Source organism: Streptomyces sp. NPDC002181 (assembly GCF_042890485.1).
Taxonomy (GTDB): Bacteria; Actinomycetota; Actinomycetes; order Streptomycetales; family Streptomycetaceae; genus Streptomyces.
Genome location: NZ_JBIASC010000015.1, coordinates 68898 through 95370, shown reverse-complemented (window position 1 = coordinate 95370; position 26473 = coordinate 68898). Strand labels below are relative to the sequence as shown.

General features: G+C 72.5%; 30 protein-coding genes. 16 read left to right on the top strand and 14 right to left on the bottom strand.

Translation table 11 applies throughout. The annotated features are described in order from the left end of the window. The first annotated feature begins 149 nt into the window (after positions 1-149). On the top strand, positions 150-515 hold the full coding sequence (locus ACFYXV_RS29880; RefSeq protein WP_389384563.1) for a DUF6328 family protein: 366 nt from the start codon (positions 150-152) through the stop codon (positions 513-515). 15 nt (positions 516-530) lie between these two features. Continuing rightward, positions 531-1241: a lysophospholipid acyltransferase family protein gene (locus ACFYXV_RS29875; RefSeq protein WP_385462810.1), complete on the top strand. Its 711-nt coding sequence runs from the start codon at positions 531-533 to the stop codon at positions 1239-1241. Between the two features lie 44 nt (positions 1242-1285). Here ACFYXV_RS29875 and ACFYXV_RS29870 read toward each other — a convergent pair whose 3' ends face one another. The 7 genes from ACFYXV_RS29870 to ACFYXV_RS29840 form a co-directional block, all read right to left on the bottom strand. Beyond that, complete coding sequence (locus ACFYXV_RS29870) at positions 1286-2950, bottom strand: alpha/beta hydrolase (RefSeq protein ID WP_385462813.1); 1665 nt, start codon at positions 2948-2950, stop codon at positions 1286-1288. A 190-nt stretch (positions 2951-3140) separates the two neighbouring features. Beyond that, positions 3141-3956 carry an urease accessory protein UreD gene (locus tag ACFYXV_RS29865; RefSeq protein WP_389384593.1) on the bottom strand — a complete coding sequence of 272 codons (816 nt, stop codon included), beginning with the start codon at positions 3954-3956 and terminating at the stop codon, positions 3141-3143. Between the two features lie 32 nt (positions 3957-3988). Then, positions 3989-4675 (bottom strand): urease accessory protein UreG, encoded by a 687-nt coding sequence (ureG, locus tag ACFYXV_RS29860; RefSeq protein ID WP_389384562.1) that lies wholly within the window; start codon positions 4673-4675, stop codon positions 3989-3991. Between the two features lie 49 nt (positions 4676-4724). Beyond that, positions 4725-5399 (bottom strand): urease accessory protein UreF, encoded by a 675-nt coding sequence (locus tag ACFYXV_RS29855; RefSeq protein WP_385462819.1) that lies wholly within the window; start codon positions 5397-5399, stop codon positions 4725-4727. Positions 5400-5429: 30 nt separating this feature from the next. Further along, a complete protein-coding gene (locus ACFYXV_RS29850; RefSeq protein ID WP_385462822.1) occupies positions 5430-7151 on the bottom strand; it encodes an urease subunit alpha in 1722 nt (573 codons plus the stop codon). Further along, positions 7144-7455 carry an urease subunit beta gene (locus tag ACFYXV_RS29845; protein ID WP_385462825.1) on the bottom strand — a complete coding sequence of 104 codons (312 nt, stop codon included), beginning with the start codon at positions 7453-7455 and terminating at the stop codon, positions 7144-7146. The genes ACFYXV_RS29850 and ACFYXV_RS29845 overlap by 8 nt, the downstream gene beginning before the upstream one ends. A 14-nt stretch (positions 7456-7469) precedes the next feature. Then, positions 7470-7772, bottom strand: coding sequence for an urease subunit gamma (locus ACFYXV_RS29840; protein WP_048476832.1), 303 nt, complete (start codon positions 7770-7772; stop codon positions 7470-7472). A gap of 315 nt (positions 7773-8087) precedes the next feature. Here ACFYXV_RS29840 and ACFYXV_RS29835 point away from each other — a divergent pair, with 315 nt between their 5' ends. After that, on the top strand, positions 8088-8477 hold the full coding sequence (locus ACFYXV_RS29835) for a VOC family protein (RefSeq protein ID WP_389384561.1): 390 nt from the start codon (positions 8088-8090) through the stop codon (positions 8475-8477). Between the two features lie 7 nt (positions 8478-8484). Here ACFYXV_RS29835 and ACFYXV_RS29830 read toward each other — a convergent pair whose 3' ends face one another. After that, entirely contained in the window at positions 8485-8934 is a 450-nt protein-coding gene (locus ACFYXV_RS29830) for an ATP-binding protein (protein WP_389384560.1), read from the bottom strand. Positions 8935-9130: 196 nt separating this feature from the next. Between ACFYXV_RS29830 and ACFYXV_RS29825 the strand changes: the two genes are divergently transcribed. After that, positions 9131-10018 (top strand): helix-turn-helix domain-containing protein, encoded by an 888-nt coding sequence (locus ACFYXV_RS29825; protein ID WP_385462835.1) that lies wholly within the window; start codon positions 9131-9133, stop codon positions 10016-10018. Positions 10019-10030: 12 nt separating this feature from the next. Beyond that, positions 10031-10261 carry a DUF397 domain-containing protein gene (locus ACFYXV_RS29820; protein WP_389384559.1) on the top strand — a complete coding sequence of 77 codons (231 nt, stop codon included), beginning with the start codon at positions 10031-10033 and terminating at the stop codon, positions 10259-10261. 4 nt (positions 10262-10265) lie between these two features. On the opposite strand, the gene ACFYXV_RS29815 is transcribed toward ACFYXV_RS29820, so the two are convergent. After that, positions 10266-11438 (bottom strand): 8-amino-7-oxononanoate synthase, encoded by a 1173-nt coding sequence (locus ACFYXV_RS29815; protein WP_389384558.1) that lies wholly within the window; start codon positions 11436-11438, stop codon positions 10266-10268. Positions 11439-11594: 156 nt separating this feature from the next. Here ACFYXV_RS29815 and bioB point away from each other — a divergent pair, with 156 nt between their 5' ends. From bioB to bioD, 3 genes are read left to right on the top strand one after another with little or no spacing between them, the layout of a single operon-like run. Further along, entirely contained in the window at positions 11595-12848 is a 1254-nt protein-coding gene (gene bioB, locus ACFYXV_RS29810; protein WP_385462842.1) for a biotin synthase BioB, read from the top strand. Next, the gene (locus ACFYXV_RS29805; protein WP_389384557.1) at positions 12841-14154 is read left to right on the top strand and encodes an adenosylmethionine--8-amino-7-oxononanoate transaminase; all 1314 of its coding nucleotides are present in this window, start codon (positions 12841-12843) and stop codon (positions 14152-14154) included. The genes bioB and ACFYXV_RS29805 overlap by 8 nt, the downstream gene beginning before the upstream one ends. A 1-nt stretch (position 14155) precedes the next feature. Then, the gene (bioD, locus tag ACFYXV_RS29800) at positions 14156-14875 is read left to right on the top strand and encodes a dethiobiotin synthase (RefSeq protein ID WP_385462848.1); all 720 of its coding nucleotides are present in this window, start codon (positions 14156-14158) and stop codon (positions 14873-14875) included. A gap of 29 nt (positions 14876-14904) precedes the next feature. On the opposite strand, the gene ACFYXV_RS29795 is transcribed toward bioD, so the two are convergent. Further along, the gene (locus ACFYXV_RS29795) at positions 14905-15534 is read right to left on the bottom strand and encodes a hypothetical protein (RefSeq protein ID WP_389384556.1); all 630 of its coding nucleotides are present in this window, start codon (positions 15532-15534) and stop codon (positions 14905-14907) included. Positions 15535-15726: 192 nt separating this feature from the next. On the opposite strand from ACFYXV_RS29795, the gene ACFYXV_RS29790 reads away from it, so the two are divergent. Beyond that, entirely contained in the window at positions 15727-16392 is a 666-nt protein-coding gene (locus ACFYXV_RS29790) for a class I SAM-dependent methyltransferase (RefSeq protein ID WP_389384555.1), read from the top strand. Positions 16393-16428: 36 nt separating this feature from the next. On the opposite strand, the gene ACFYXV_RS29785 is transcribed toward ACFYXV_RS29790, so the two are convergent. Further along, positions 16429-16851, bottom strand: coding sequence for a GNAT family N-acetyltransferase (locus tag ACFYXV_RS29785; protein WP_389384554.1), 423 nt, complete (start codon positions 16849-16851; stop codon positions 16429-16431). Positions 16852-17057: 206 nt separating this feature from the next. Between ACFYXV_RS29785 and ACFYXV_RS29780 the strand changes: the two genes are divergently transcribed. The 5 genes from ACFYXV_RS29780 (at position 17058) to mug (ending at position 22340) form a co-directional block, all read left to right on the top strand. Continuing rightward, a complete protein-coding gene (locus tag ACFYXV_RS29780; protein ID WP_389384553.1) occupies positions 17058-18407 on the top strand; it encodes a hemolysin family protein in 1350 nt (449 codons plus the stop codon). Next, positions 18404-19429, top strand: a complete 1026-nt coding sequence (locus tag ACFYXV_RS29775; protein WP_385462863.1) for a hemolysin family protein — start codon at positions 18404-18406, stop codon at positions 19427-19429. Before ACFYXV_RS29780 ends, ACFYXV_RS29775 begins: the two co-directional genes overlap by 4 nt. Before the next feature lie 69 nt (positions 19430-19498). Then, on the top strand, positions 19499-20290 hold the full coding sequence (locus ACFYXV_RS29770) for an SGNH/GDSL hydrolase family protein (RefSeq protein ID WP_385462866.1): 792 nt from the start codon (positions 19499-19501) through the stop codon (positions 20288-20290). Positions 20291-20361: 71 nt separating this feature from the next. Further along, on the top strand, positions 20362-21795 hold the full coding sequence (purB, locus tag ACFYXV_RS29765; protein WP_383348417.1) for an adenylosuccinate lyase: 1434 nt from the start codon (positions 20362-20364) through the stop codon (positions 21793-21795). Next, positions 21792-22340: a G/U mismatch-specific DNA glycosylase gene (mug, locus tag ACFYXV_RS29760; RefSeq protein WP_389384592.1), complete on the top strand. Its 549-nt coding sequence runs from the start codon at positions 21792-21794 to the stop codon at positions 22338-22340. The genes purB and mug overlap by 4 nt, the downstream gene beginning before the upstream one ends. Here mug and ACFYXV_RS29755 read toward each other — a convergent pair. From ACFYXV_RS29755 to ACFYXV_RS29745, 3 genes are read right to left on the bottom strand one after another with little or no spacing between them, the layout of a single operon-like run. Further along, positions 22337-22771, bottom strand: coding sequence for a hypothetical protein (locus ACFYXV_RS29755; protein WP_385462870.1), 435 nt, complete (start codon positions 22769-22771; stop codon positions 22337-22339). The genes mug and ACFYXV_RS29755 overlap by 4 nt on opposite strands. A gap of 40 nt (positions 22772-22811) precedes the next feature. Further along, positions 22812-23561, bottom strand: coding sequence for an ABC transporter permease (locus ACFYXV_RS29750; RefSeq protein WP_385462873.1), 750 nt, complete (start codon positions 23559-23561; stop codon positions 22812-22814). A 29-nt stretch (positions 23562-23590) separates the two neighbouring features. Continuing rightward, positions 23591-24502, bottom strand: a complete 912-nt coding sequence (locus tag ACFYXV_RS29745; protein WP_389384552.1) for an ABC transporter ATP-binding protein — start codon at positions 24500-24502, stop codon at positions 23591-23593. Positions 24503-24610: 108 nt separating this feature from the next. On the opposite strand from ACFYXV_RS29745, the gene ACFYXV_RS29740 reads away from it, so the two are divergent. After that, a complete protein-coding gene (locus tag ACFYXV_RS29740; RefSeq protein ID WP_389384551.1) occupies positions 24611-25786 on the top strand; it encodes a sensor histidine kinase in 1176 nt (391 codons plus the stop codon). Between the two features lie 4 nt (positions 25787-25790). Continuing rightward, the gene (locus ACFYXV_RS29735) at positions 25791-26441 is read left to right on the top strand and encodes a response regulator transcription factor (RefSeq protein WP_366103260.1); all 651 of its coding nucleotides are present in this window, start codon (positions 25791-25793) and stop codon (positions 26439-26441) included. The last annotated feature ends 32 nt before the right edge of the window (positions 26442-26473 follow it).

Here is a 26473-nt window from a genome sequence, read left to right as displayed (position 1 = left end):
CGCAGGCGTCCCTCCCCAGGCCCGGCCGCTTTGGCCGGTTCCGACCGGCCCTCACATGAACCCCCGGCGACGCCGTCCGTTCTATTAGGCAACGGAAGTCAGGCAAGGACGTTCCATGTGACGCCAACCCCCACGGCCTGGAGGATCCCATGTCCCACGGCACCGACGGCGTTCCATACGCCGGATCCGGAGAGGACGAGGCCGCCTGCAAGGCCTACGCCGAGATCCTCCAAGAGGTGCGCATCGCCCAGACCGCGGTGCAGTTCCTGCTCGGATTCCTCATGGCCGTGGCCGTGACCCCGCGCTTCGCCGTCCTCGCGACGGCCGACCGGGCCGTCTACGTCACCGCGCTGATGCTGGCGATGTCGGCGGCCGTACTGCTGGTTCTCAGCCTGGTCCTGAGCCTGTCCCAGGCCGGGCTGCTGGCCGCGGTCATCCTGTGCTGGCTGGTGGGATTCTGGTTCGCCATGCCCATCTGGCACCGTGTCCGGCACACTGACCTGACCCCCAGGTGAAGGGAAAATGCCCCGGTGTTCTACCACTTGCTCAAGCACGTGCTGCTCGGTCCGCTGCTCCGGCTGCTGTTCCGGCCGCGCATCGAGGGACTGGAGAACATCCCCGAGGAGGGGGCCGCGATCATCGCGGGCAACCACCTGTCGTTCTCCGACCACTTCCTGATGCCCGCGATCCTGGGGCGCCGGATCACCTTCCTCGCGAAGGCCGAGTACTTCACCGGACCCGGGGTGAAGGGGAAGCTGACCGCGTTCTTCTTCCGCAGCGCCGGGCAGATCCCGGTGGACCGCTCCGGCAAGGACGCCGGGCAGGCCGCACTGCGCGAGGGGCTCGGGGTACTGGCCAAGGGCGAGCTGCTGGGCATCTACCCGGAGGGCACCCGCTCCCACGACGGGCGGCTCTACAAGGGCAAGGTGGGCGTGGCCGCGATGGCGCTCGGGGCCGGGGTGCCCGTCGTACCGTGCGCGATGGTCGGGACCTTCGAGATCCAGCCGCCGGGGCAGAAGATCCCGAACATCCGGCGCGTGACCATCCGCTTCGGCAAGCCGCTGGAGTTCTCCCGCTACGCCGGCATGGAGCGCGAACGGGCCGTCCTGCGGGCCGTGACCGACGAGATCATGTACGCGGTCCTCGGCCTGTCCGGCCAGGAGTACGTCGACCGGTACGCCGCCGAGGTCAAGGCCGAAGAGGAGGAAGCGCGGAAGAAGGCCCGGCGCAAGACGCGCTGAGCCTTCTCCCGCACATTCCCGGCCGAGCTCGGGCGCCTGCCGTCCTAGCGGACGGCGGGCAGCTCCTCAAGCGCCGGAAGCGCCGAGGCCGGAGCCTTCTCCAGGGAGCGGGCGGCGGCCGGAGCCGGGGGGACCGGAGTGGCGTGCGGACCGCACTTCACGTCCTTGGCGTCGACCTTGCCGGTCAGCAGGTAGGCGTCCACCCGGGTGTTGATGCAGGGGTTCACCAGGCTGGTGACACCGTGCGAGCCGGCGTTCTGCTCGGTGATCAGACGCGAGCCGGCCAGGCGGCGGTGGAGCTCGACGCCACCCTCGTACGGCGTGGCCGCGTCACGCTCCGACTGGACGATCAGGACCGGCGGCAGACCGCGCTTGGCACCGACCTCGATCGGGTTGCTCTGCTTGGCCTTCCAGGTCGCGCAGGGCAGGTTCATCCACGCGTTGGACCAGGTCAGGAACGGGTACTTCTCGTGCAGCTTGGAGTTGTCCCGGTCCCACTTGGCCCAGCTGGTCGGCCACTTGGCGTCGGCGCACTCGACCGCAGTGTAGACGGCGTTGCTGTTCTCGGACGCGGCGTTGCCCGCGGTGTCCGACATGTCCGGGGAGATCGCCTCGATCAGCGGCTTCTCGTCACCGGCGGCCCAGGCGCTGAACGCCTGCGCGACCGGGACCCACGAGGAGTCGTAGTACGGGGCGCCCTGGAAGAAGCCGATGAGCTCGTTCGGGCCGACGACCCCGCCCAGCGGGTGGGCCTTGGCCTTGGCGCGCAGCTCCTGCCACTTGGCCTCGACCTTGGCGCGGGTGTCGCCGAGGTGGAAGACGCCGTCGTTCTTGGCGACCCAGTCCTGCCAGTCGTTCCAGCGCATCTGGAAGGCCACGTCCTGGCCGAGGTTGGCCTCGTACCAGATGTTGTCCGTGTCCGGGTTGACCACGCTGTCGACGATCATGCGGCGCACGTGGGTCGGGAACAGCGTCGCGTAGACGCCGCCGAGGTAGGTGCCGTAGGAGACGCCGAGGTAGTTCAGCTTCTTCTCGCCGAGCGCGGCCCGGATGACGTCCAGGTCGCGCGCGGTGTTCGGGGTGGTCATGTGCGGCAGCATCTCGCCGCTGCGCTCCTTGCAGCCGTCCGCGTACTCGGCGGCCAGCTTGCGCTGGGCGCGCTTGTCCGCCTCGCCCGACGGGACCGGGTCGGCCTTGGGAGCCTTGACGAACTCCTGCGGGTCGATGCAGGAGATCGGGGCGGAGTGGCCGACACCGCGCGGGTCGAAGCCCACGAAGTCGTACGCCTTGGAGGTGTTGACCCACAGCGGGCTCTTGGTGGTGACCCGGCGCGGGAAGCGCATGCCGGAGCCGCCGGGGCCGCCCGGGTTGTAGACGAGCGCGCCCTGGCGCTCCTCCTTGGTGCCGGTGCTGCCGATCCGGTCGACCGCGAGGTCGATGGTCTTGCCGAACGGCTTGGAGTAGTCCAGCGGGACCTTGACCCAGCCGCACTGGATCGGGGCCTCGAAGCCCCAGTCGGCGGGGCAAGCCTTCCACTCGACCCCGGTGGCGGCGGCGCGGGCGGCGGCCAGCTGGACGCCCAGCGCCTCCGGGAACCCGCTGTTCTGTCCGGACGGAGCCGCGGCTGCCGGCGTGGCCAGCAGCAGGCCCGCGGCCAGTGCTCCGGTGATCAGAGTGGCAGCGCTCCCCAGCGCTGCAGTGCGTATCACGTGGTTGTTCCCCCTGCGTCGGACCGGCCCGGAGAAGGCCGGGTCGGTCGGGTCGGTCGGTCGAACAGGGGGATCCTTTCGCCTGACCTACACCTGACAACAGAGCAAGGTCGCGTTCTTTGCCAACCCGATAACCGGAAAGGCGTGTACCGCTGAGCGGAGTCCCATTCCTCCCAGGTTGGCTCAGCCGTTACCAGCCATACGTGCGACACGCCGCGTCGAGTACCTCGCGCAGCCGCAAGGCGTCCGGCGCCAGCGCCGTCACGAGGACGGCGGGACCCGCCAGCGGAGTGACGGCCGCGAACTCCCCGAGTACGGCGGCGGCCGGCGGCGATGCGGCGAACGCCGGGTCCACGACCAGGAGCTGACCGAGCGTCCGGTGGCCGGCGAGCCCCGCCGGGCCGTCCCAGCCGCCGGGCGCGCCCGGTCCGCAGGCCAGCTCCTGGTCCAGCAGCGGGATCCCGCCCCGGGTCACGGTGAGCCGGCTGCGCAGCAGGCCCGGCTCCTCCCCCGACCGGCCCAGCACCTGCTCCTCGCGCAGCAGCAGCCGGGCCGTCGGGGCGAGTTCGGCGCGGGTGCGCACCCGCAGGTCACTGCCGCGTACGGAGACCAGCGGCTCCGGCAGCCACCGCACCGCCGAGTCCTCGGCCAGGGTCAGCCGTACGTCGTAGCGCGCGGGCTCACCGCCGCGGCCGGGCAGCGCGAGGGTGGCGGCCGCGGAGCCCAGGGCGAACCGGGCTCCGGGACCGGCGGCGGCCTCCACGGTGAGGTGGTCCCCGCCGAGCGGGGCGCTCATCGCGCCGACCAGCATCACGCCGGCCTCCGCTCCCGCGCCCCGGGTGCGGCGCAGCGCGAGCGGTCCTTCGCCGGCCAGCAGGGGCAGGGCGGTCGTGCCGCGGCCGTCGGCGACCGCGGCGATCCGGGCGGTGGCCCGGACCCCGGCCGGCGTCGTGGCGGGCTCGGGCGGGGCCGGCCGGACCGGGCCGGGCGGAGCCGGGGCCGGCAGGGCGGCGGGAGGCGCGCCGGCCACCGTAAGACTCACCGCGCGGCCCAGGCGGCGATCCGCTCGCGCACCCACGCGGCCACCGGGGCCACGCCCTCGGCGCCGCGCAGCGACTGGAAGGCGACCGGGAGTTCGCCGCGCTGCTCGGCGGCGTCGCGGGCCATCCGGTCCAGGTCGGAGCCCACGTGGGGAGCGAGGTCGGTCTTGTTGACGACGAGCAGGTCGGCGGTGGTGACCCCGGGGCCGCCCTTGCGGGGGATGTCGTCGCCGCCCGCCACGTCGATGACGAAGATCTGGGCGTCGACGAGGCCGCGGGAGAAGGTGGCGGTGAGGTTGTCGCCGCCGGACTCGACGAGGATCAGGTCGAGCGGACCGACCGTCTCCTCCAGCTCCTCCACCGCCTCCAGGTTGGCGGAGATGTCGTCGCGGATGGCGGTGTGCGGGCAGGCGCCGGTCTCCACCGCGCTGATCCGCTCGGGCGGCAGGACCGCCTCGCGGAGCAGGAACTCGGCGTCCTCGCGCGTGTAGATGTCGTTGGTGACGACGGCCATGGACAGCTCGGCGCGCAGGGCGCGGCAGAGCGCGGCGACGGTGGCGGTCTTGCCGGAACCGACGGGTCCGCCGAGGCCGATGCGCAGGGCGCGGCGCGAACCGTCCGCCCGTACCGGCTCGGCGCTGTGGGTGTGGCGCTGGGGGTAGGTCACGCCGTGGTCGAGGTGCATGGGGGTCTCCGGTCGTGGAGGTGGTCGAAAGGGGCGGGGGAAGGGCCGGTCAGGAGGCGAACAGCCGTACCGGCCAGTCGGCATGGGCCTGCGCCGCGATGTCGAGCAGCGGCGAGGAGGCCGCGGGCAGGGCGTCCGGGCCTTCCCGGCGGGCCCGGTCCGCGGCCCGCGCGGCCCGGGCCGAGACGGCGTCGAGCTCGGGGGCGAGGCGGGCCAGGACCCCGCTCGCCCGGAAGGGGTCCAGGCCGAGGAGCCGTACCGTCGCCGTCGCCGGTCCGCTCACGCTCTCGTACGCCGCCACGTGCGCGGCCTCCAGCGGCCCGAGCCCGGCCGCCCGGGCGGTCAGCCCGAGCACCACCGGCTGGTGCGCACCCCTCGGGAAGGCCGCGGCGAGCGCGTCGAGTTCGGCGGCGGGCCAGGTGGCCCGGGCGGCGCGCAGCAGCTGGCGGCCCAGCCGCCGGGCCGCGGTGCGCAGCGCCGGCGAGGGCGTACGGGCGTCGGCCGCGGCGTCGAGGACCGCCGGGTCGAGGCCCAGGGCCGCGGCCGCGGCGAGTGCGGCGGCGGTGAGTCCGGCGGTGTGGAGCCGGCCGCGGCAGAACTCCTCCAGGGTGGCGGCATCGTGGATGCGGCCGGCCTTGCAGGCGGCCTCGGCCCCGCCGGAGTGGGCGTGCCCCCCGGCGGGGAACCGTCCGTCGGCGAGGACGAGCAGGGCGGCGAGGCTCATGGGGCGGCGCCCGTCGGTAGCGGTCCCATGTCAGAAGAGGAAGTATCTCTGGGCCATGGGCAGTTCCGCGGCGGGCGCGGGCTCCACCACCTCGCCGTCGATGGTGACGGTGAAGGTGTCGGAGTCGACCTCGACCCGCGGCATGGCCTCGTTGTTGCGCATGTCCGTCTTGGCCACCTTGCGGGTGCTCTCGATGGCCACGAACCGCTTGCCGAGGCCGAGCCGTTCGGGCAGCGCGTCGTCGAGGGCGGCCTGCGCGGTGAAGTTGACCGAGTTCAGCGCGGGGGCCCGGCCGTGGCTGCCGAACATCGGGCGGGGCAGCACCGGCTGCGGGGTCGGGATGGAAGCGTTGGCGTCGCCCATCTGCGCGTAGGCGATCTGGCCGCCCTTGATGACCAGTTCGGGCTTGACCCCGAAGAAGGCGGGCGCCCACAGCACGAGGTCGGCGAGCTTTCCGGTCTCCACCGAACCGATCTCCCGAGCGAGTCCCTGGGCCACGGCGGGGTTGATCGTGTACTTGGCGACGTACCGGCGGGCGCGGTGGTTGTCGGCAGGTCCGTCGCCGGGCAGGAATCCGCGCCGCTTCTTCATCACGTGGGCGGTCTGCCAGGTGCGCATCACCACCTCGCCGACGCGGCCCATGGCCTGGGAGTCGGAGGAGATGATGGAGATCGCGCCGAGGTCGTGCAGGACGTCCTCGGCGGCGATGGTCGAGGGCCGGATCCGGGACTCGGCGAAGGCCAGGTCCTCGGGGACGGCCGGGTTGAGGTGGTGGCAGACCATCAGCATGTCGAGGTGTTCCTCGATGGTGTTGACGGTGTGCGGCCGGGTCGGGTTGGTGGAGCTGGGCAGGATGTTGGGCTCGGAGACCACGGTGATGATGTCGGGTGCGTGCCCGCCGCCCGCACCCTCGGTGTGGTACGAGTGGATCGTCCGCCCGGCGATGGCGGCGAGGGTGTCCCCGACGAATCCGGCCTCGTTGAGGGTGTCGGTGTGGATGGCGACCTGGGCGCCGGTCTCGTCGCAGACGCCGAGGCACGCGTCGATGACGGCGGGGGTGGCCCCCCAGTCCTCGTGGATCTTGAACCCGAGGGCGCCCCCGCGCAGCTGCGAGTGCATGGCCTCGCGGGACATGGTGTTGCCCTTGCCCAGCAGGCCGATGTTGACGGGGTAGGACTCCAGGGCCGCGAACATCCGGGCGAGGTGCCAGGGTCCGGGGGTGACGGTGGTGGCCTTGCTGCCCTCGGCGGGGCCGGTGCCGCCGCCGACGAGGGTGGTGATGCCGGAGGCGAGGGCCTCGTCGATGACGGTCGGCGAGATGAAGTGCACGTGGGCGTCGATGGCGCCCGCCGTGACGATCTTCCCGTTGCCCGCGATGATCTCGGTCTCGGGGCCGATCACGAGTGCGGGGTCCACCCCGTCCATGGTGTCGGGGTTGCCGGCCTTCCCGATGCCGCAGACCCGGCCGTCGCGGATGCCGACGTCGGCCTTGACGATGCCCCAGTGGTCGAGGACGACGACCCCGGTGATCACGGTGTCGGGGGCGCCCTCGGCGCGTGTGGTGCGGGCCTGCCCCATCGACTCGCGGATCACCTTGCCGCCGCCGAACACGGCCTCGTCGCCGGAGCGTCCGGGTCCGCCGCTGAGGTCCTGCTCGATCTCGACGAAGAGGTCGGTGTCGGCGAGCCGGATGCGGTCGCCCGCGGTCGGCCCGAAGAGGTCGGCGTACGCACGCCGGTCGAGCTCAGCCATCGAGCGGCCCCCCAATTTCCCCGCGCAGGCCCGGTACGGTGCGCAGCCCGCCGAGCGGTACGAGTTCCACCGCGACCGGGATGCCCGGCTCGAAGCGCACGGCGGTGCCGGCGGCGATGTTGAGCCGCAGTCCGCGGGCGGCCGCGCGGTCGAAGTCGAGGCCGGGGTTGGCCTCGGCGAAGTGGTAGTGGGAGCCGACCTGGACGGGCCGGTCGGCTGCGTTGAGCACGGTGAGGCGGGTGACGGGCCTGCCCTCGTTGAGGCGCACCGGGCCGTCCCCGTGGACGATTTCGCCGGGGATCATGCGGGTTCTCCCCTTCAGACGATCGGGTCGTGGACGGTGACGAGCTTGGTTCCGTCCGGGAAGGTCGCCTCGACCTGGACGTCGTGGATCATCTCGGGGATCCCCTCCATCACGTCGGCGCGCCCGAGCACGGTGCGGCCCGAAGCCATGAGCTCGGCCACGGTCCGCCCGTCGCGGGCCCCTTCGAGGATGTGCGAGGTGATCAGGGCGACCGCCTCGGGGTGGTTGAGGAGGACGCCGCGCGCCTTGCGCTTCTCGGCCACGTCCGCGGCCACGTGGATGAGCAGCCGTTCCTGCTCGTGCGGTGTCAGTTGCACTCGTATCACCAAGTTTCCGGGACCAGATCAGCGTCGCGCCGGGCCGACCCTAGCTGCCTTCAACACTTTGTTGACCTGCACATATCCGAGCCAAGCGTCTCTTGCCCAATGCGGGGGAAGGCTTTCCGCCCCGACCACCGGCGCTTTGCCGAAGGATGGGTGATCATTGACGGAACGTCGTGCCCGCCACGCTAGGCGCCGCGCTTTTCCGCCGCGTTAACCCACGTTTCGGGGAAGCACCCGGTTCAACTCCGGGGCTTCTACTCCCGGTCCGCCCGGGGACGGTTCCGTATACGGCCACCCATGAGGAGACGCATGTTCGCGAACCCCGTACGGCACATCACCTTCGACGCCCTCGACCCCTACAGGACGGCCGGGTTCTGGTCCGAGGTGACCGGCTTCCCGATCCACCCGGACGACGTCGAGGGGGACGAGGAGGTCCTGCTGGACCCGGGGCAGCCCGGGGTGCCGGGCCTGCTGTTCATCCGGGTGCCGGACGCCAAGTCCCTGAAGAACCGCGTCCACCTGGACATCCAGCCGCCGAGCGGTACGCGGGACGAGATGGTCGAGCGGCTGGTCGGGCTCGGGGCGAAGCTGGTGGACGACCGGCGCCGGGAGGACGGCCTCGGCTGGGTGGTCCTCGCCGACCCGGAGGGCAACGAGCTGTGCATCGAGCGCGGAGCCGCGGAGCGCGGGCAGGGCTGAGCCCGCGTCAACAGCCGGAGACGCTCTTCGCGGGAGCCCCGACAGGCCAGGGAAGGGCGATCCAGACGGTCTTGCCGCCATCCTCGGTGGGGCTGACCGAGAGCCGGCCGCCCGCTTCGGCGGTGAGCCAGCGGATGATGACCATGCCCCGGCCGTTGTCCTGCTGGACGGCGGCCGGGAGGCGCCTCGGCCAGCGCGGGTGACTGTCGGTCACGCCGACGCGCAGCCACTCCCCGCGCTCCAGGCGGACGTCGACGGTGAAGGTGGGCGACTGGCCGAACGTGTGCTGGACGGCGTTGGTGGCGAGCTCCGAGACGATCAGCCGCACGCTGTCGGCGGTGTCGGCCTCGTCGGGCAGTCCCCATTCACCGAGCACCTCCGCGACGTAGCGGCGGGCGGTGGCGACCGAGGCGGGATCGCTCGGCAGGGTGACGGATGCTTCCTGGAGGTCTGCCATGGCGACGGTCCCTTTCCCACCGGGGCGAACCGCCCCGGATCTGTGCTGGACGCCAGAGTGCCACCCATCGTCCCGTCGGCGCGGCCGTTCCCCCAAGATATGCATATATCTGTCGCTCAATGCAGTGAACTCTGCTACGGAAGAGCGTATTTGGACGGCAGACTGGTGCGAGCTGTGCCGGTGGAAGGAGGCGGGTATGCAGCACGGTCCCGCGGTGCGTCGGCGCAAGCTCGGCGAGGAACTGCGCGCCCTGCGCGACCGGACCGGACTCACCAGTGGTGAGGCCGCCCGGATCGCGGGATGGCACCAGTCGAAAATCAGCCGCATCGAGACAGGGCGCAGTGGCGTGAAACCGGAGGACATCCGCCTCCTCCTCGATGTGTACGCGAAGGTGGTCAGCCCCGAGCAGCGGGCGCTGCTGGAGGCCCTGTCGGCCTCGGCGGCGGGACCCGGGCCGGGCGGCGGCGAGGCCGGGCGCGGCCGCCAGTGGTGGCACGACTACCGGGGCCTCCTGCCCCAGGAGTACCGGGACTTCATCAGCCTGGAGGCGAGCGCCCGTTCGGCCCGTACGGTCGAGCTCTCGGTGGTGCCGGGCCTGTTGCAGACCCCGGATTACGCGCGGGCGGTGACCCGGGCCGCGCTGGGCGGGCTGCCGGAACCCAAGGTGGACGCGCTGGTCGACGTACGGCTGGCCCGGCAGTCGGTGCTGCGGGCCGCTCCGCCGCTGGAGCTGAGCGCCGTGCTGGACGAGGCGGTGCTGCGGCGGCAGATCGGCGGGCCCGGGGTGATGGCGGCGCAGTTGCGGCATCTGGTGCAGGTGGCCCGGTTGCCGCAAGTGCGTTTGCAGGTACTGCCGTTCAGCGTGGGGGGTCATCTCGGCCTCACAGGACCGTTCGTGATCTTCTCATTTCCGAACATCGCCGATCTGGATGTGGTGGTACTCGACCATTTGACGAGTAGCCTCTACCTGGAGCGGAAGGAAGACCTAGAGGCGTACAGCGCCGCATTCCGCACCATCCAGGCGCACGCCCTACCGCCCCAGGACTCGTCGGATCTCATCAGCTCACTCGCTGACGACGCGTAAGGAGGCACCCCCGTGTCCGCAACCCCCCTCTCCACCAGCGGACTTCTGATCAGCGCGCGGTGGCGGCGGAGCAGCCGCAGCACCGGAATGAACAACTGCGTGGAAACCGCCGTGCTCGGTGGCGGCGGCCTGCTGGCCGTCCGCGACTCGAAGCGGACGGACGGCCCGGCCCTGCTCTTCACCGGGCCGGCCTGGGACGGCTTCCTCGCAGCCGTACGGGCGGACGCGGACGTGCTCGCGTGAGGCCCTAGCAGTCCGTGGCTCCGGCCGGGGCGGTCTTCAGGATCGTCTCGACGGCCCGGTCGATCTCGTCCCCCGTGAGATCGGCCCGTGCGGTCAGCCGCAGCCGGGAGATGCCGTCCGGCACCGACGGCGGACGGAAGCACCCCACGGACAGACCTGCCTCGCGGCAGTCGGCGGCCCAGCGCAGTGCCGCCGAAGCCGACGGGGCCCGTACCGACACCACGGCCGCGTCCGGCCGGGCCGCGGTCAGGCCGGACGCGGTGAGCCGCCCGTACAGCCGGTCGGCCACCTCGCGGGCCCGGCCGGCGCGCTCCGGCTCCCGCCGGAGCAGGCGCAGGCTCGCCAGCGCCGCACCCGCGGCGGCCGGTGCCAGCCCGGTGTCGAAGATGAAGGTCCGGGCCGTGTTGACCAGGTGCCGGATCACCTTGGCCGGACCGAGCACGGCCCCGCCCTGGCTGCCCAGGGACTTCGAGAGCGTGAGGGTGGCGACCACACCGGGCGCGCCCGCGAGTCCGGCGGCGTGCAGGGCTCCTCGGCCGCCCTCCCCCAGGACGCCCAGCCCGTGCGCGTCGTCCACGACCAGGGCCGCGCCCCCCTCCCGGCAGGCGGCGGCGTACGCGGCGAGCGGGGCGGCGTCCCCGTCCACGGAGAACACCGAGTCGCTGACCAGCAGCGCGCGGCCCTCGTGCGTGCCGAGCGTCTTGCGCGCGGCCTCCGGATCGAAGTGCGGGACCACCTCGACCGCGGCGCGCGAGAGCCGGCAGCCGTCGACGATAGAGGCGTGGTTGCCGGCGTCGGACACGACGAGGGTGCCGCGGTCGCTGAGCGCGGTGACGGCCGCCAGGTTGGCGGCGTACCCGGAGGACAGGACGAGCGCGGCCTCGAATCCGCAGAACTCCGCGAGCTCGCGCTCAAGCTCCGCATGAAGCTCGGTCGTACCGGTCACCAGGCGTGATCCAGTGGCCCCCGCCCCCCACCGTTCGGCGGCCTCGCGCGCGCCGCGTACGGTCTCCGGGTGGCGGGACAGACCGAGGTAGTCGTTGCTCGCGAGGTCCAGCAGCGGCGAGGCGGCCGGGCGGGGGCGCAGCGTCCGGACGAGTCCGGCCTGCTCACGGGCCCGCTCCGCGTCGTCGATCCAGGCGAACACGTCATCGGGCTCGGGGCTGTGCTGGCTCATCGGCGGGTCCTCGTTTTTTGTCGGCAGTCCACAGACCTGCCTGACCCTAACGGCCGCCACTTGAGTGCCAGGTGTGGCGATCCACACACTCCGTTCCGGCCATGTTGTGCGATCTCTCCTTGGCCGGGAGTGCTCGTGTAGTCCAGGATCGGCGTCATGGACCTGCTGAACACCCTGGTGGACAAGGGGCTGCGGCGCGAGCTGCCGACCCGCGAAGAGGCGCTCGCCGTACTGGCGACCTCTGACGACGAACTGCTCGACGTGGTGGCCGCGGCCGGCAAGGTGCGCCGCCAGTGGTTCGGGCGTCGGGTCAAGCTGAACTACCTGGTCAACCTGAAATCGGGCCTCTGCCCCGAAGACTGCTCCTACTGCTCCCAGCGACTGGGATCGAAGGCGGAGATCCTCAAGTACACGTGGCTCAAGCCGGACGAGGCCTCGCAGGCCGCCGCGGCCGGTGTCGCGGGCGGCGCGAAGCGCGTGTGTCTGGTGGCGAGCGGGCGCGGCCCGACGGACCGGGACGTGGACCGGGTCGGCAAGACGATCGAGGCGATCAAGGAGCAGAACGAGGGCGTCGAGGTCTGCGCCTGCCTGGGTCTGCTGTCGGACGGCCAGGCGGAGCGTCTGAAGGACGCGGGTGCCGATGCCTACAACCACAACCTCAACACCTCCGAGGCCACGTACGGCCAGATCACCAAGACCCATACCTACGCGGACCGTGTCGACACGGTGCAAAAGGCGCACGCGGCGGGCCTGTCGGCCTGCTCCGGTCTGATCGCGGGCATGGGCGAGAGCGACGAGGACCTGGTCGACGTCGTCTACTCGCTGCGCGAGCTGGACTCGGACTCGGTGCCGGTCAACTTCCTGATCCCCTTCGAGGGCACCCCGCTGGCCAAGGAGTGGAACCTCACCCCGCAGCGCTGCCTGCGGATCCTGGCGATGGTCCGGTTCGTCTGCCCCGACGTGGAGGTCCGGATCGCCGGCGGCCGCGAGGTGCACCTGCGCTCGATGCAGCCGCTCGCGCTGAACATCGCCAACTCCATCTTCCTCGGCGACTACCTCACCAGTGAGGGCCAGGCCGGCCAGGCCGACCTCGACATGATCGCGGACGCTGGTTTCGAGGTGGAGGGCGCCGGTACGACGACCCTGCCGGCGCACCGCGCCGACGCGCTGGCGGCGGCCAGGGCCGCGGCGGGTCAGAGCCCGTGCGGGTCCTCGGCGGCCGAGGCGGGCTGCGGTTCGGCGTGCGGCGGCTGCTCGGGCCACGAGGCCGTTCCCGCGCAGGCGGCGGCCGAGGCGCCGGCGCCCGTGCCCGCCGGGGCGCCCGCCCAGGCTCCGGCCGGGGAGGTCCGCTCGGACCTGGTGGCGGTCCGCCGCCGGGGCGCGGGAACGGACCTCGCCCCCAATGCCTGATCAGCACCACCCGCTGCCGGCCGCCGAGCTGCTCGCGCTGGACCGGCAGCACGTCTGGCACCCGTACGGTCCGATGCCCGGGCGGCAGGAGCCCCTCGTGGTCTCCTCCGCCTCGGGCGTGCGGCTGCGGCTGGCCGAGCCCGCGCAGGGCCGGGACGAGCTGGTCGACGGCATGTCCTCGTGGTGGTCGGCGATCCACGGGTACAACCACCCGGTGCTGAACGAGGCCGTGACCGGCCAACTCGGCCGCATGTCACACGTGATGTTCGGCGGGCTCACCCACGAGCCCGCCGTCCGCCTCGCCTCCCGGCTGGTCGAGATCACCCCGCCCGGCCTGGAGCACGTCTTCCTCGCCGACTCGGGGTCGGTCTCGGTCGAGGTCGCGGTGAAGATGTGCCTGCAGTACTGGCGTTCCATCGGCCGGTCCGGCAAGACCCGGCTGCTGACCTGGCGCGGCGGCTATCACGGGGACACCTGGACGCCGATGGGCGTCTGCGACCCCGAGGGCGGCATGCACGAGCTCTGGTCGGGGATCCTTCCGCAGCAGCTCTTCGCGGACGTCCCGCCGAGCGGGTTCGACGCGCCCGTGGACCCCGCGTACGTCGACCACCTGCGCTCCCTGCTCTCCGCGCACGCGGACGAGCTGGCCGCGGTGATCCTGGAACCGGTGGTGCAGGGCGCGGGCGGCATGCGCTTCCACAACCCCGGATACCTGCGGGTGATGCGCGAACTGTGCGACGAGTACGACGTCCTGCTCATCCTGGACGAGATCGCGACGGGCTTCGGCCGCACCGGCGCCCTGTTCGCGGCGGACCACGCCGGGATCACTCCTGACGTGATGTGCCTCGGCAAGTCCCTGACCGGCGGCTACCTCACGCTGGCCGCCACCTTGTGCACGGAGCGGGTGGCGAACGGCATCTCCCTTGGCGCCGTCCCGATCCTGGCCCACGGGCCCACCTTCATGGGCAATCCGCTCGCCACGGCCGTGGCTCTGGCCTCGATCGACCTGCTCCTCGGGCAGGACTGGCAGCGCGAGGTCAAGCGCATCGAGGCGGGCCTGCTGGAGGGCCTGGCTGCGGCCCGGGAGCTGCCCGGTGTGCGGGACGTAAGGGTCCTGGGCGCGATCGGCGTGGTCCAGCTGACGCACGAGGTCGACGTGGCCGCGGCGACCCGGGCCGCGGTCCGCGAGGGCGTGTGGGTACGCCCCTTCCGGGACCTGATCTACGTGATGCCGCCGTTCGTCACGGGCGACGCCGACGTGGCACGCATCTGCCGCGCGGTGTGCGCGGCGGCACAGGAGGGCTGACATGACGGTACTGGTGGTCTCGGGCACGGGCACGGAGATCGGCAAGACGGTGGTCACGGCGGCGGTCGCGGCGTCCGCGGTGGCGGCGGGCCGCTCGGTGGCGGTCCTGAAGCCGGCCCAGACGGGCATGGAACCCGGCGCTCCGGGCGACGCTGCGGAGGTGGTCCGCCTCGCGGGGCCCTCGGTCACTGCGGTGGAACTGGCCCGCTATCCGGAACCGTTGGCCCCGGACACGGCGGCCCGCCGGGCGGGCCTGCCGACGCTCTCCCCCCAGGAGATCGCGGACGCGGCGCGGGAGCTGTCCCGCTCCCACGACCTGGTCCTGGTGGAGGGGGCGGGCGGGCTGCTGGTCCGCTTCGACGAGGCCGGTCACACCCTGGCCGACGCCGCCCGCCTGCTCGACGCCCCGGTCCTGGTGGTCACCCCGCCCGCCCTCGGAACCCTCAACTCCACGACGCTGACGGCGGAGGCCCTCCGGGCGCGGGGCCTGGCGGCGCCGGGCGTGGTCATCGGCAGCTGGCCGGCGGAGCCGGACCTGGCCTGCCGCTGCAACCTGGCGGACCTCCCCTCGTCCTCAGGGCTCCCGCTGCTGGGCGTCGTGCCCGAGTCCTCGGGATCCCTGTCCCCGGAGTCCTTCCGCGAGGCGGCCCCGACGTGGCTCTGCGCCGACCTCTCGGGCTCGTGGTCGCCGGAGTCCTTCCTGACGGCCTGGCAGCCCTGAGCGGTGTGCCGGCAGGCCCGGCCGACGGGTCAGTGGCCACCGCGGGGTTCGTTGCAGCCGCCTTCCACGTAGACGGCGTGCGCCTTCACGCTCACCGGCGGGGTCAGATGACCCGTCACGCACGGCCCGCTCTCCGGGATCGACAGCACGAACGACAGGTTGCCCGTGCTCGATGCGTACACGTCCGGGGGCTCCGGCTTGTAGCCCATCCCGGTCAGCAGCGCGCCGAGCTCCTGCGCCGTCCGCGGCGCGCCCTTCCCCTCGGAGCCGCCCAGCGCCGCCTTGATCCGGGCGGCGTGCGCGTCGCCCCGGCACTGGGCCGCGGGCGTGAGAGTGCCCTGCTGCTTGTACCCGTGGTTCTCCGCGTACTTGCGCGCCTCGGGGTCCGTGGGCAGGCCGTCCGGCGTGGCCGACCGGCTCGGGACGGCGGTCGGCTTCCCGGCGCACGCCGCGGCCACCTCGGGGAAGAGCGCGTCGTGGCGGGCCTCCGCGGCCGCCGCCCGGGCTGCGTAATCCGGAGTCGGGCTCAGGGACGGGGACGGGGATGGGGATGGGGGCGGGGCCGCGGCGGTCCCCGGCACCGTGGTTCCGCAGGCGGTCAGGACGAGCAGCCCTGCGGCGAGCAGCACCGCACTTGCGGGGGGCGTACGGGGCGTCACGGGGTCTCCGCTCTCGAATCCTGCGATCAGCCGATTGTCATCACCGCGCCGCGCCGGGCACATGAGTACGCGTACTCAGAGGGCGGCCGCGCGCCGTCACCCGCGCGCCCACGGCACGGGTTACGGGGCGTCCGAGCGGGGCACACGCCCGGCAGACCCACCCGTCCGTCGCCCTTCACCCGGAGGTCCGCCATGCCCTCACCGCACCGCGACCCGGACTCCGTCGACCATCCGCTGTTCGCCCGGTTCTACGCCCGGCTCAGCAACGCCGCCGACGCCCGCGGCGGGGTGCGCGATCTCCGTCGTGAGCTCCTGCACGGGGTGTCGGGCCGCGTCATCGAGATCGGAGCGGGCAACGGCCTGAACTTCGCCCACTACCCGCGCGCCGTCTCCGAGGTCGTCGCCGTCGAACCGGAGCGCCGCCTCCGCCGGCTCGCGGCCGATGCCGCCCTGCGCGCCGAGGTCCCGGTCGATCTCGTGCCGGGGGTCGCCGAGGCGCTGCCGGTGAAGAGCGAGGCCTTCGACGCCGCCGTGGCCTCCCTGGTGCTGTGCACCGTACGGGACCTGCCGCGCGCGCTCTCGGAGCTCCACCGGGTGCTGCGCCCGGACGCCGAGCTGCGCTTCTTCGAGCACGGCCGCGCGCCCGCCGCCGGCATGGCCGCCGTTCAGCGGATGCTGGACCGGACCGTCTGGCCCCGTCTCTTCGGCGGGTGCCACACCGCCCGGGAGCCCGTCGCCGCGATCGAGGACGCCGGCTTCCGGGTCACCTCGTCCCGCACCTTCCGTCTGCCGGAGCGCGGGCCGGCGCTTCCGAGCTCGTACTGCGTGATCGGTACGGCGCGCCGCGGTCCCGCGTAGCCCTCGAAGATGCCGCGCGGTCCTTCGGGCCGGACCTCAGACCAGCGGCTTGACCCAGCGCGTCCAGTGGTCCTCGGGGTGGTAGCCGCCCGCGGCCCAGGCTCCCCGCGCCCGCTCGTTGCGGTCCAGCACCATCGCGTCCGCGCGCCGTCCGCCGAGCTCGCGGAACCGCTCCTCCGCGGCGGCCAGCAGCGCGGATCCGATGCCCTGGCGGCGGTGGTCCGGGTGCACCGCGAGCCGGTAGAGGTGGCAGCGCCAGCCGTCGAAGCCCGCGATCACCGTGCCGACCAGTTCCCCCTCGCGCCGGGCGAGCAGCAGGGCCTGCGGATCGCGGGCGTGGAGGCGCTCGACCCCGGCGAGGTCGTCACTGATACTCGTGCCCTCGGCGGCCGTCTTCCAGAAGCCGAGCACGGCGGCGAGATCACCGGCGGACGCGGGACCGACGTGAAGATCGCTCATGGCCGGATCCCATCATCCGGTTGCGCTCCGCCAAAAGAATGATCCGCCCTCTTTGCCTTTCCTTTACTATGGTGACCAGCAGTCGGCCGACCCGGAGCCGACCCGAACGAAAGGTGTGAGCGTCCGCCCATGGGCGAGCCCCCCAGTACCCGACATCGCGCGACACCCCTCCTCCTGGCCGATCATGGGACGGAGGTGACCGACCGATGACCGAAGTGCTCCTGCTCCTCGTGGCGCTGCTGCTCTGCCTTGCCTGCGGCGCCTTCGTCGCGGCCGAGTTCTCGCTGACCACCGTCGAGCGCAGTGAGCTCGAACAGGCCGCCGAACGGGGCGAGCGCGGCGCCGAGAGCGCCCTCGCGGCCGTCCGGAGCCTGACGTTCCAGCTCTCCGGAGCCCAGCTCGGCATCACCGTGACCGGCCTGGTCATCGGCATGATCTCCAAGCCCTCGATCGCCGCCCTGCTCCAGGGCCCCTTCGAGGCCCTCGGGCTGTCGGCCGGCGCCGCCTCCTCCACCGCCCTGATCCTGGGCACCGTGCTGTCGACCGTCGTCCTGATGGTCGTCGGCGAGCTGGTGCCCAAGAACTGGGCGATCTCCTCGCCGCTGGCCATCGCCAAACGCGTGGCCACCACGCAGCGGGTCTTCACCCGGGCGTTCCGGCCGTTCATCAGCCACCTGAACACCACGGCGAACCACATGGTCCGCCGGCTCGGCATGGAGCCGGCCGAGGAGCTGGCCTCCGCGCGCACCCCGCAGGAGCTGGTGGCGCTGGCCCGGCACTCCGCGAAGGCGGGCGCCCTGGAGAAGGACACCGCCGAGCTGTTCGTGCGGACCCTGAACCTGGCCGACCTGACCGCCGAGAACGTCATGACCCCGCGGGTCCAGGTCACGGCCCTCGACGTGCAGACCACCGCCGAGGACGTGGCGAACGCGACGCTCGCGACCGGCCTGTCCCGCTTCCCCGTCTACCGGGGCAGTCTCGACACCGTCGTCGGCACCGTCCACATCAAGGACGTGCTCGCGCTGCCCGCCGAGGAACGCCATCGCCGCCCCGTCTCCCGGCTGCTGCGCGATCCGCTGCTGGTACCCGAGTCGCTGACCGTGGACCGGCTGCTGGACCTGCTGTCCGGCCGCCAGACGATGGCCGTGGTGATCGACGAGTACGGCGGGACGGCCGGCGTGGTCACCCTGGAGGACATCGTCGAGGAGGTCGTCGGGGAGGTGCGCGACGAGCACGACCCGCACGAGACCTCCGACCTGGCCCCGGCCGGTACGGACGCCTCCGGGCGCCGCCTGTACTCCGCCGACGGCGCCGTGCGCACCGACCAGCTGGCGCGGATCGGACTGCGCGTCCCGGACGGTCCGTACGAGACCCTCGCCGGGCTGATAGCGACGGAGCTGGGCCGGATCCCGGCCGTCGGCGACAGCATGGAGCTGGCCGGCTGGCGGCTCGACGTGCAGGACGCGAGCGGCCGGCGTGCCGCGCGGGTGCTGCTGCACGCCCCGGCCGACCCGGCACAGGATTCGTCGGACAAGGGTGGGGAGGGGGCCCGATGACGGTCATCCAACTGCTGATCGGCCTGGCGACCCTGGTCGTCAACGCCTTCTTCGTCGGCGCGGAGTTCGCGCTGATCTCGGTACGGCGCAGCCAGATCGAGCCGTACGCCGAGCAGGGCGACCGGCGGGCCCGCGCCGTGCTGTGGGCGCTGGAGCACGTGTCGGCGCTGATGGCGGCGGCCCAGCTGGGCATCACCCTGTGCACCCTGGTGCTGGGTGTGGTCGCCGAGCCGGCCATCGCGCATCTGCTGACCCCGCTGTTCGACCTCGTCGGGGTGCCTTCCGGGCTGACCCACGCGATCTCGTTCGTCGTGGCGCTGGCCCTGGCGACGTACCTGCACATGCTCTTCGGCGAGATGGTGCCGAAGAACGTGGCCCTGGCCGAGCCGGTGCGCACCGCGCTCCTGCTCGGGCCGCCGCTGGTGACCCTGACCCGGGCGCTGCGGCCGGTGATCTTCGCGATCAACGCCTTCGCCAACCTCCTGCTGCGGCTGCTGCGGGTGGAGGTGAAGGACGAGGTCGCGGCGACGTTCTCGGACGACGAGCTGGCCCGCATCGTGAAGGACTCCAGTGACGCGGGGCTGATCGACGACCGTGCGAGCGAGCGGCTGCACGACGCCCTGGAGCTGGGCCGGCGGCCGGTCACCGATGTGGTGCTGCCGCTGGACCGGGTCGTCGTGGCCCGGGAGGGCGTCACGCCGACGGCCCTGCAGCACCTGTCGGCCGAGTCCGGGTACTCCCGTTTCCCCGTGATCGACGCGCAGGCCGGGATCCTCGGATACCTGCACGTCAAGGACGCCCTGGACGCGGACGGGCCGGAGCGGGACGAGCCGTTCCCCGTGTCCGCGCTGCGCCCGATCGCCCAGGTGCGGGCGGAGACCCCGCTGGACGACGTGCTGACCGCGATGCGGCGCAGCCGGACCCACCTGGCGGCGGTCATGGGCTCGGGCGGGGCGATGACGGGCCTGGTCACGATGGAGGACGTGCTGCGCGAGCTGTTCGGCAGGCCGGCCTCCGCCTGACGTGGTCGCCACCGCGACGGTGCCCCGGCCCTGCACGGCCGGGGTACCGCGCGGTAGCATCGCTGCGCCATGGAGATGAATGCCTCTTACACCAGTTTCGTCGCGGTCGGCGACTCCTTCACGGAGGGCATGTCCGACCTGCTGCCCGACGGCTCCTACCGCGGCTGGGCCGATCTGCTGGCCGCCCGCCTCGCGGCGCGCGAGCCCGGTTTCCGCTACGCGAACCTCGCGGTGCGCGGGAAGCTGATCGGGCAGATCGCCGAGGACCAGGCCCCGGTCGCGGCGGCGATGGGCGCGGACGTGGTGACGCTGGTCGGCGGTCTGAACGACGCCCTGCGGCCGAAGGTGGACATGGGCAGGGTGCGCGGGCACCTGGAAGAGGCCGTGGGGCTGCTGGCGCCCACGTGCAAGACGCTGGTGCTGATGCGCTCGCCGGGGCGCAACGGGCCCGTGATGGACCGGTTCCGGCCGCGCATGGAGGAGCTCTTCGTCATCATCGAGGAGCTCGCCGCCCGCCACGGGGCCCTGGTGGTCGACCTGTACGGGGCCGCGGCGCTCGCCGATCCCCGCATGTGGGACGTGGACCGGCTGCACCTGACGGCCGAGGGCCACCGCAGGGTCGCGGAGGCCGTCTGGCAGACGCTGGGCCTGCCGCCCGAACAGGACTGGCGCACCGAACTCCCCGCCGCCGTGCCGCCCGGCTGGGCCTCGCGCCGCTCACAGGACCTGAGCTTCGCCCGGCAGCACCTGCTGCCGTGGGTCGGCCGCCGGCTGACGGGCCGCTCCTCCGGGGACGGCCGCCCGGCCAAGCGCCCGGAGCTGCTGCCGTACCGGGCCACCGCGGGCGAGCCGCTCTCGTAGCAAGGCACAATCCGGGGCAGGGTCCCCACCTGCGTAAACGCACAGCCGTAGCCCAAGTAGAATCCCTACACGTGACAGCCAAGCCCCGCATCCCCAATGTCCTGGCCGGCCGCTACGCCTCCGCGGAGCTCGCCGTCCTGTGGTCCCCCGAGTACAAGGTGACGCTGGAGCGGCGGCTGTGGCTCGCCGTGCTCCGCGCCCAGAAGGACCTCGGCATCGAGGTCCCGGACGCCGCCCTCGCCGACTACGAGCGCGTCCTGGAAACGGTCGACCTCGCCTCCATCGCCGAGCGCGAGAAGGTCACCCGGCACGACGTGAAGGCCCGGATCGAGGAGTTCAACGCCCTCGCCGGCCACGAGCACGTCCACAAGGGCATGACCTCGCGCGACCTCACCGAGAACGTCGAGCAGCTCCAGATCCGCCTCTCGCTGGAGCTGGCCCGCGACCGCACGGTCGCCGTCCTCGCCCGCCTGGGCAAGCTGGCCGGCGAGCACGCCGAGCTGGTCATGGCCGGCCGCTCCCACAACGTCGCCGCGCAGGCGACCACCCTGGGCAAGCGGTTCGCGACGGCGGCCGACGAGCTGCTGGTCGCCTACGCCCGGCTGGAGGACCTGCTCGGCCGCTACCCGCTGCGCGGAATCAAGGGCCCGGTCGGCACCGCCCAGGACATGCTCGACCTGCTGGGCGGCGACGCCGCGAAGCTGGCCGACCTGGAGCAGCGGATCGCCGCCCACCTCGGCTTCGCCCAGGCCTTCACCTCCGTCGGCCAGGTCTACCCCCGCTCGCTCGACTACGACGTGGTCACCGCCCTGGTGCAGCTGGCGGCCGCCCCCTCGTCGATCGCGAAGACGATCCGCCTGATGGCCGGCCACGAGCTGGTCACCGAGGGCTTCAAGCCCGGCCAGGTCGGCTCCTCCGCGATGCCGCACAAGATGAACACCCGCTCCTGCGAGCGCGTCAACGGCCTGATGGTCATCCTGCGCGGTTACGCCTCGATGACCGGCGAGCTGGCCGGCGACCAGTGGAACGAGGGCGACGTGTCCTGCTCCGTGGTCCGCCGGGTGGCCCTGCCCGACGCGTTCTTCGCGTTCGACGGCCTGCTGGAGACCTTCCTGACGGTCCTCGACGAGTTCGGCGCCTTCCCGGCCGTCGTGGCCCGCGAGCTGGACCGCTACCTGCCGTTCCTCGCGACCACCAAGGTCCTGATGGGCGCGGTGCGGGCGGGTGTCGGCCGCGAGGCCGCCCACGAGGTCATCAAGGAGCACGCGGTGGCCTCCGCGCTCGCCATGCGCGAGCAGGGCGCCGAGCGCAACGAGCTGCTGGACAAGCTGGCCGCCGACGAGCGGATGCCGCTGGACCGGGCGCAGCTCGACGCCCTGATGGCCGACAAGCTGTCCTTCACGGGCGCGGCCGGTGACCAGGTCGCCACGGTGATCTCTCGTATCGAGGCGATCGCCAAGCAGCACCCGGAGGCCGCCGGGTACGCCCCGGGGTCGATCCTCTGACCCCCGAAGAGCTGAACGCCGCCCGTGACCGCTTCCTCCCGGACGTGGTCACGGGCGGTCTGCGCGTGCTGTTCTGCGGGATCAATCCGGGTCTCCTCTCCGCCGCGACGGGCCACCACTTCGCCCGCCCCGGCAATCGCTTCTGGCCGGTCCTGCACCTGTCCGGCTTCACCCCGCGCCGCCTGGACCCCGCGGAGCAGGAGGAGCTGCTGGCCTACCGGCTCGGCATCACCAACGTCGTCGCCCGCGCCACGGCCCGGGCCGACGAGCTGACCGCCGAGGAATTCCGCGAGGGCGGCCGCATCCTGACCTCGAAGGTGGAACTGCTGCGCCCGCAGTGGCTGGCCGTCGTCGGAGTCACCGCCTACCGGACGGCCTTCGGCGAGCGGAAGGCCCAGATCGGGCCCCAGGACCGGACCATCGGCTCCACCCGGATCTGGGCGCTCCCCAATCCCAGCGGCCTCAACGCCCACTGGACCGCGGAGTCCATGGCCCAGGAGTACGCCCGCCTCCGCACGGCCGCCGACCAGACCCCGGATTCCTAGGGCGGGTCGATCACGGTCACCGCGGCCATCAGCTGCGGCGAGTGGTCGGCCCCCCACCGTGCCTCGTAGACGGTGACCCAGCGGTCCCCGACCCGCCAGAGGTGAAGGTGGTCGCTGGTGTCGCCGATCTCCTGCCACGGCTGCGTCACCTCCCGGGTCTCCGTCCGCAGCCGCAGGCTGTCGAGTGTGAACCGGTCCGGCTTGCCCCAGCGCTCCTCCAGCCGCTGGGTCAGAGCCTCGAACTCGGCGGAGACCTGGTCCTCGTGCGCCAGGCGATCGGCCGCGTCCTCGTCCCCGTACCACCGGCTGCCGCCCAGCTCGGCGAGGTGGTAGCCGGGCCCGCTGGTGCCCACTTCGGACCTGCCCCGGACGTCGGGGAAAGCACGCGTCCGGAGCCGGTCGATCGTGTCGAGATGCTCTGCCGTGGTCATGCCGTCAGTATCGCGCCGGGGTCTGACAACTGGCCCGGCGTCACGCGTCACGCCGGCGCACCGCCAGCCAGCCCCCGGCCAACGCGGCCGCCGCCCACAGCGCGAGCACCCCGAGGCCGCTCCAGGGACCGAGCCGACCGGTGGACTCCAGATGCAGGACGAGCTGCCCCGCCTGGTCCGGGAGGAATTCGGCGACACCGCCCGCGGCCTGGCCGATGATGAACGGCACCATCACGACGAAGGGTATGAGCACGCTCAGGACGATCGCCGCACTGCGCAGCACCGCCGTCAGTCCGGCCGCGAACAGGGCCATGAGCGTCAGGTACACCCCACTGCCGAAGACGGCCCGGAGGGCACCCGGGTCCCCCAGCGACAGCGCGTGCCGGCCCATGAACGCCTGTCCCAGGAGGAATGTGAGCAGTCCGGTGACCTGACCCACCAGGAAGGCGAGCGCACCCACCATGGCGATCTTCGACAGGTAGAAGCGGGTCCGGTTCGGCACCGAGGTCAACGTCGTGCGCAGGGCGCCGTTGTGGAACTCGGCGGCCAGGGCGCTCGCCCCGAAGGTGAACGCCGCTATCTGGCCGAAGTTGATGCCGTAGAAGGCTCCGAGCAGTGGGTCCTCTCCCAGGCCGCCCGCCTCCGCCTGGCCTATGGCGGCGGCCGCCAGCGCCTGGATCCCGGCGGTGGCCACGAGTATGGCGATCAACGCCCCCAACGTGCCACGCAGGGACCGTATCTTGATCCATTCCGAGTGCAGGACGGGGACGGTGGGCAGAGCGGCGCTCATGGCGAGGCCTCCTTGGGTCTGAGTGAAAGTCAGTGGGTTGCGGCGAACTGGGCGTGGTCGGCCGTGAGGTCGAGGTAGGCCTGCTCCAGCGAGGCGCGTTCGTCGGAGAGTTCCAGCACGGGGATGCCCTCGCGGGCTGCCATGGGGCCGAGCTGCTCGGCCCGTATGCCCTCCACGGTCCAGCGCTCGCCGTCGGCGGCAGCCAACTCGAAGCCGTCCCGGGCCAGGGCCGCACGGAGCCGGACCGGATCCGAGGTGCGCAGCCGCACCTTCGGGGTACTGCGGGCCTCGATGAACTCCTCCATCGAGGAGTCGGCCAGCAGCCTGCCCTGCCCGAGCACGACCAAGTGGTCGGCCAGCGCCGCGGTCTCGGACATGAGATGGCTGGAGACGAGCACCGTGCGGCCCTCGGCGGCGAGGCCCCTCATCAGCTCGCGGATCCAGATGATTCCTTCGGGGTCGAGCCCGTTGGTGGGCTCGTCCAGCAGCAGCACCTCGGGATCCCCCAGCAGCACGGCCGCTATGCCGAGGCGCTGGCGCATGCCGAGTGAGAACGTCTTGATCCGCCTCTTCGCCGCCGAGGCGATCCCCGCCTGCTCCAGCACCTCCTCCACCCGGCGCACCGGAATGCGGTTGGCGGCGGCCAGGAAGCGCAGGTGGTCGCGGGCCGTGCGCCCGCCGTGGGCCGCCTGGGCGTCCAGGAGGGCGCCGACCCGGTGGAGCGGGTCGGGGAAATCGGTGAACCGGGCCCCGCCGATCGTGGCCGTGCCGGAGGTGACCCGGTCCAGGCCCAGCAGCAGGCGCATCGTGGTGGACTTGCCGGCGCCGTTGGGGCCGAGGAATCCGGTGACCCGCCCCGGCAGGACGTCGAAGGTGAGGCGGTCCACGGCCCTGGTGCGGCCGTACTCCTTGGTCAGTTCTCGGATCTCGATGCTGTTCATGGCTCAAGACTCGCCGCCCGCCCCACCCCCCTTCCTCCCCCATGCGAGGGTCCCGTCTCCCCCACGTGGGGGAGACGCATCCTCGCCGGTCACTGCCACGATGGGGGCATGTACCGACTGCTCCGTGCCCCGTTCCAACCGGTGACCTACTCACGCTGGTTGCATCTGTGCGTGCCCGTGCTGCTGCTGGCCCTGTGGATGTTCATAGAGCCGGCGTGGCCGTGGATGCCGTTGGTCATCGTCATACCGTTCGGCCTGGTGCCGTGGGTGCGGCTGGCGGAGGGGCTTCAGGCGCAGTTCCTGCTCACACCGCACGATCGCGACACCACCGACAGCGGCATCAGTGCCGCGCCGTCGGCACGGTGGGGCGACCGCTGGCGGACACTGCTGTGGCTCGAAGCGCGGCTCGCCATCGCGCTCGCCGCCATGGCCGCGACCGTGTGGCTCCCGACGACCACGGTCGAACTGGTCGCGGCCGCGCTCGGGCATCCGCTCCATTCGGACCTCATGATCCCTTTCACTCCCCCGCGTTGGGCCGCCGCTCTGCTCGTTCCGGTGCCCTTGGTCCTCCTCATCGTCATAGTGGTGCTGCTGGGAGAGCTGGTCACCGCTATCGCGCGCCGGCTGCTGGGGCCGTCGGCCGCCGAGCGGCTCACCGCCCTGGAAGCCCGCACCGAGCAGCTGTTGGAGCGCACGCGCATCGCGCGGGAGCTGCACGACTCGATCGGGCACGCCCTGACGGTGGCCGTGGTCCAGGCGGGAGCGGCCCGGGCCGCGGGCAACCCCGAGTTCACCGACCGGGCGCTGAGCGCGATCGAGGAGACGGGCCGGGCCGCGCTGGAGGACCTGGAACGGGTCCTGCTGGTCCTGCGGGAGTCGGCGCAGCCCGTATCGCAGCGGCCGACGCTGGCCGAGGCGGACCGGCTGCTGGAGTCGGCCCGCGCCTCGGGCGCGGAGGTCGACGCACAACTGACCGGACCACTGGAGCAGTTGCCGGGCCCGGTCACCCGGGAGGGCTACCGGATCCTGCAAGAGGCACTCACGAACGTACTGCGGCACTGCGGTCCGGTACCGGTACGGATCCGGGTGGAGATGGCCGTCGGCAGGCTGGACATGGAGGTCACGAACCCGCTGCCGCAAGGGCCCGTCTTCAGCCCCGGCAGCGGGAGCGGGCTGCGCGGGATGCGGGAGCGGGCGGCGCTCCTCGGCGGAGAGGCCGAGACCGGTCCCTTCGAGGGCAGTTGGAGGGTGCGCGCCCGGCTTCCGCTGGAGCGAATACGCTGACCGGATGCCGGTTACCGTTCTGCTCGTCGATGACGAACCCCTGGTGCGCGCGGGTCTGCGTGCCGTCCTGGATGCCCAGCCCGACATCGAAGTGGTGGGTGAGGCGGCCGACGGGGCCTCCGTCGTCCCCCTCGTGCGGCAGCTGCGGCCGGACGTGGTGGCCATGGACGTACGGATGCCGTTGCTCGACGGGATCGAGGCGACACGGGCCGTGCTGCGGACCGTGGACTCCCCGCCGAAGATCCTCGTGGTGACCACGTTCGAGAACGACGAGTACGTGTACCAGGCGCTGCGGGCCGGTGCCGACGGGTTCTTGCTGAAGCGGGCCCGCCCCTCCGAGATCGTGCACGCGGTGCGGCTGGTGGCGGAGGGCGAGACGCTGCTGTTCCCGGCGGCCGTGCGGGCTCTGGCCGCCGAGTACGGGAACCGGCAGGCGCGGGCGGTGCTGGAGCGGGCCGCGCTCACTGAGCGGGAGGAGGCCGTGCTGAGGCTGATGACGCGCGGGCTGACGAACGTCGAGATCGCCAAGGAGCTGATCGTCGGCACGGAGACGGTGAAGTCCCATGTGAGCGCGATCCTGGGCAAGCTGGGGGCGCGGGACCGGACCCAGGCGGTGATCACGGCGTACGAGTCGGGATTCGTCGCCCCGGCGTGAGGGAGGAGCCGGTTCCGGCCGATGGGGGGCTG

Bases quoted from the DNA above. Each gene is read 5' to 3' on its own strand.
- ACFYXV_RS29880 (WP_389384563.1), top strand. From the start codon at position 150: ATGTCCCACGGCACCGACGGCGTTCCATACGCCGGATCCGGAGAGGAC.
- ureG (WP_389384562.1), bottom strand. From the start codon at position 4,675: ATGCACCTCGACCACGGCGTGACCTACCCCCAGCGCCACACCCACAGC.
- ACFYXV_RS29855 (WP_385462819.1), bottom strand. From the start codon at position 5,399: ATGAGCCTCGCCGCCCTGCTCGTCCTCGCCGACGGACGGTTCCCCGCC.
- ACFYXV_RS29850 (WP_385462822.1), bottom strand. From the start codon at position 7,151: ATGGCTGAGCTCGACCGGCGTGCGTACGCCGACCTCTTCGGGCCGACC.
- ACFYXV_RS29845 (WP_385462825.1), bottom strand. From the start codon at position 7,455: ATGATCCCCGGCGAAATCGTCCACGGGGACGGCCCGGTGCGCCTCAAC.
- ACFYXV_RS29835 (WP_389384561.1), top strand. From the start codon at position 8,088: ATGTTCGCGAACCCCGTACGGCACATCACCTTCGACGCCCTCGACCCC.
- ACFYXV_RS29830 (WP_389384560.1), bottom strand. From the start codon at position 8,934: ATGGCAGACCTCCAGGAAGCATCCGTCACCCTGCCGAGCGATCCCGCC.
- ACFYXV_RS29825 (WP_385462835.1), top strand. From the start codon at position 9,131: ATGCAGCACGGTCCCGCGGTGCGTCGGCGCAAGCTCGGCGAGGAACTG.
- ACFYXV_RS29815 (WP_389384558.1), bottom strand. From the start codon at position 11,438: ATGAGCCAGCACAGCCCCGAGCCCGATGACGTGTTCGCCTGGATCGAC.
- bioB (WP_385462842.1), top strand. From the start codon at position 11,595: ATGGACCTGCTGAACACCCTGGTGGACAAGGGGCTGCGGCGCGAGCTG.
- ACFYXV_RS29805 (WP_389384557.1), top strand. From the start codon at position 12,841: ATGCCTGATCAGCACCACCCGCTGCCGGCCGCCGAGCTGCTCGCGCTG.
- bioD (WP_385462848.1), top strand. From the start codon at position 14,156: ATGACGGTACTGGTGGTCTCGGGCACGGGCACGGAGATCGGCAAGACG.
- ACFYXV_RS29790 (WP_389384555.1), top strand. From the start codon at position 15,727: ATGCCCTCACCGCACCGCGACCCGGACTCCGTCGACCATCCGCTGTTC.
- ACFYXV_RS29785 (WP_389384554.1), bottom strand. From the start codon at position 16,851: ATGAGCGATCTTCACGTCGGTCCCGCGTCCGCCGGTGATCTCGCCGCC.
- ACFYXV_RS29780 (WP_389384553.1), top strand. From the start codon at position 17,058: ATGACCGAAGTGCTCCTGCTCCTCGTGGCGCTGCTGCTCTGCCTTGCC.
- ACFYXV_RS29775 (WP_385462863.1), top strand. From the start codon at position 18,404: ATGACGGTCATCCAACTGCTGATCGGCCTGGCGACCCTGGTCGTCAAC.
- ACFYXV_RS29770 (WP_385462866.1), top strand. From the start codon at position 19,499: ATGGAGATGAATGCCTCTTACACCAGTTTCGTCGCGGTCGGCGACTCC.
- ACFYXV_RS29755 (WP_385462870.1), bottom strand. From the start codon at position 22,771: ATGACCACGGCAGAGCATCTCGACACGATCGACCGGCTCCGGACGCGT.
- ACFYXV_RS29750 (WP_385462873.1), bottom strand. From the start codon at position 23,561: ATGAGCGCCGCTCTGCCCACCGTCCCCGTCCTGCACTCGGAATGGATC.
- ACFYXV_RS29745 (WP_389384552.1), bottom strand. From the start codon at position 24,502: ATGAACAGCATCGAGATCCGAGAACTGACCAAGGAGTACGGCCGCACC.
- ACFYXV_RS29740 (WP_389384551.1), top strand. From the start codon at position 24,611: ATGTACCGACTGCTCCGTGCCCCGTTCCAACCGGTGACCTACTCACGC.
- ACFYXV_RS29735 (WP_366103260.1), top strand. From the start codon at position 25,791: ATGCCGGTTACCGTTCTGCTCGTCGATGACGAACCCCTGGTGCGCGCG.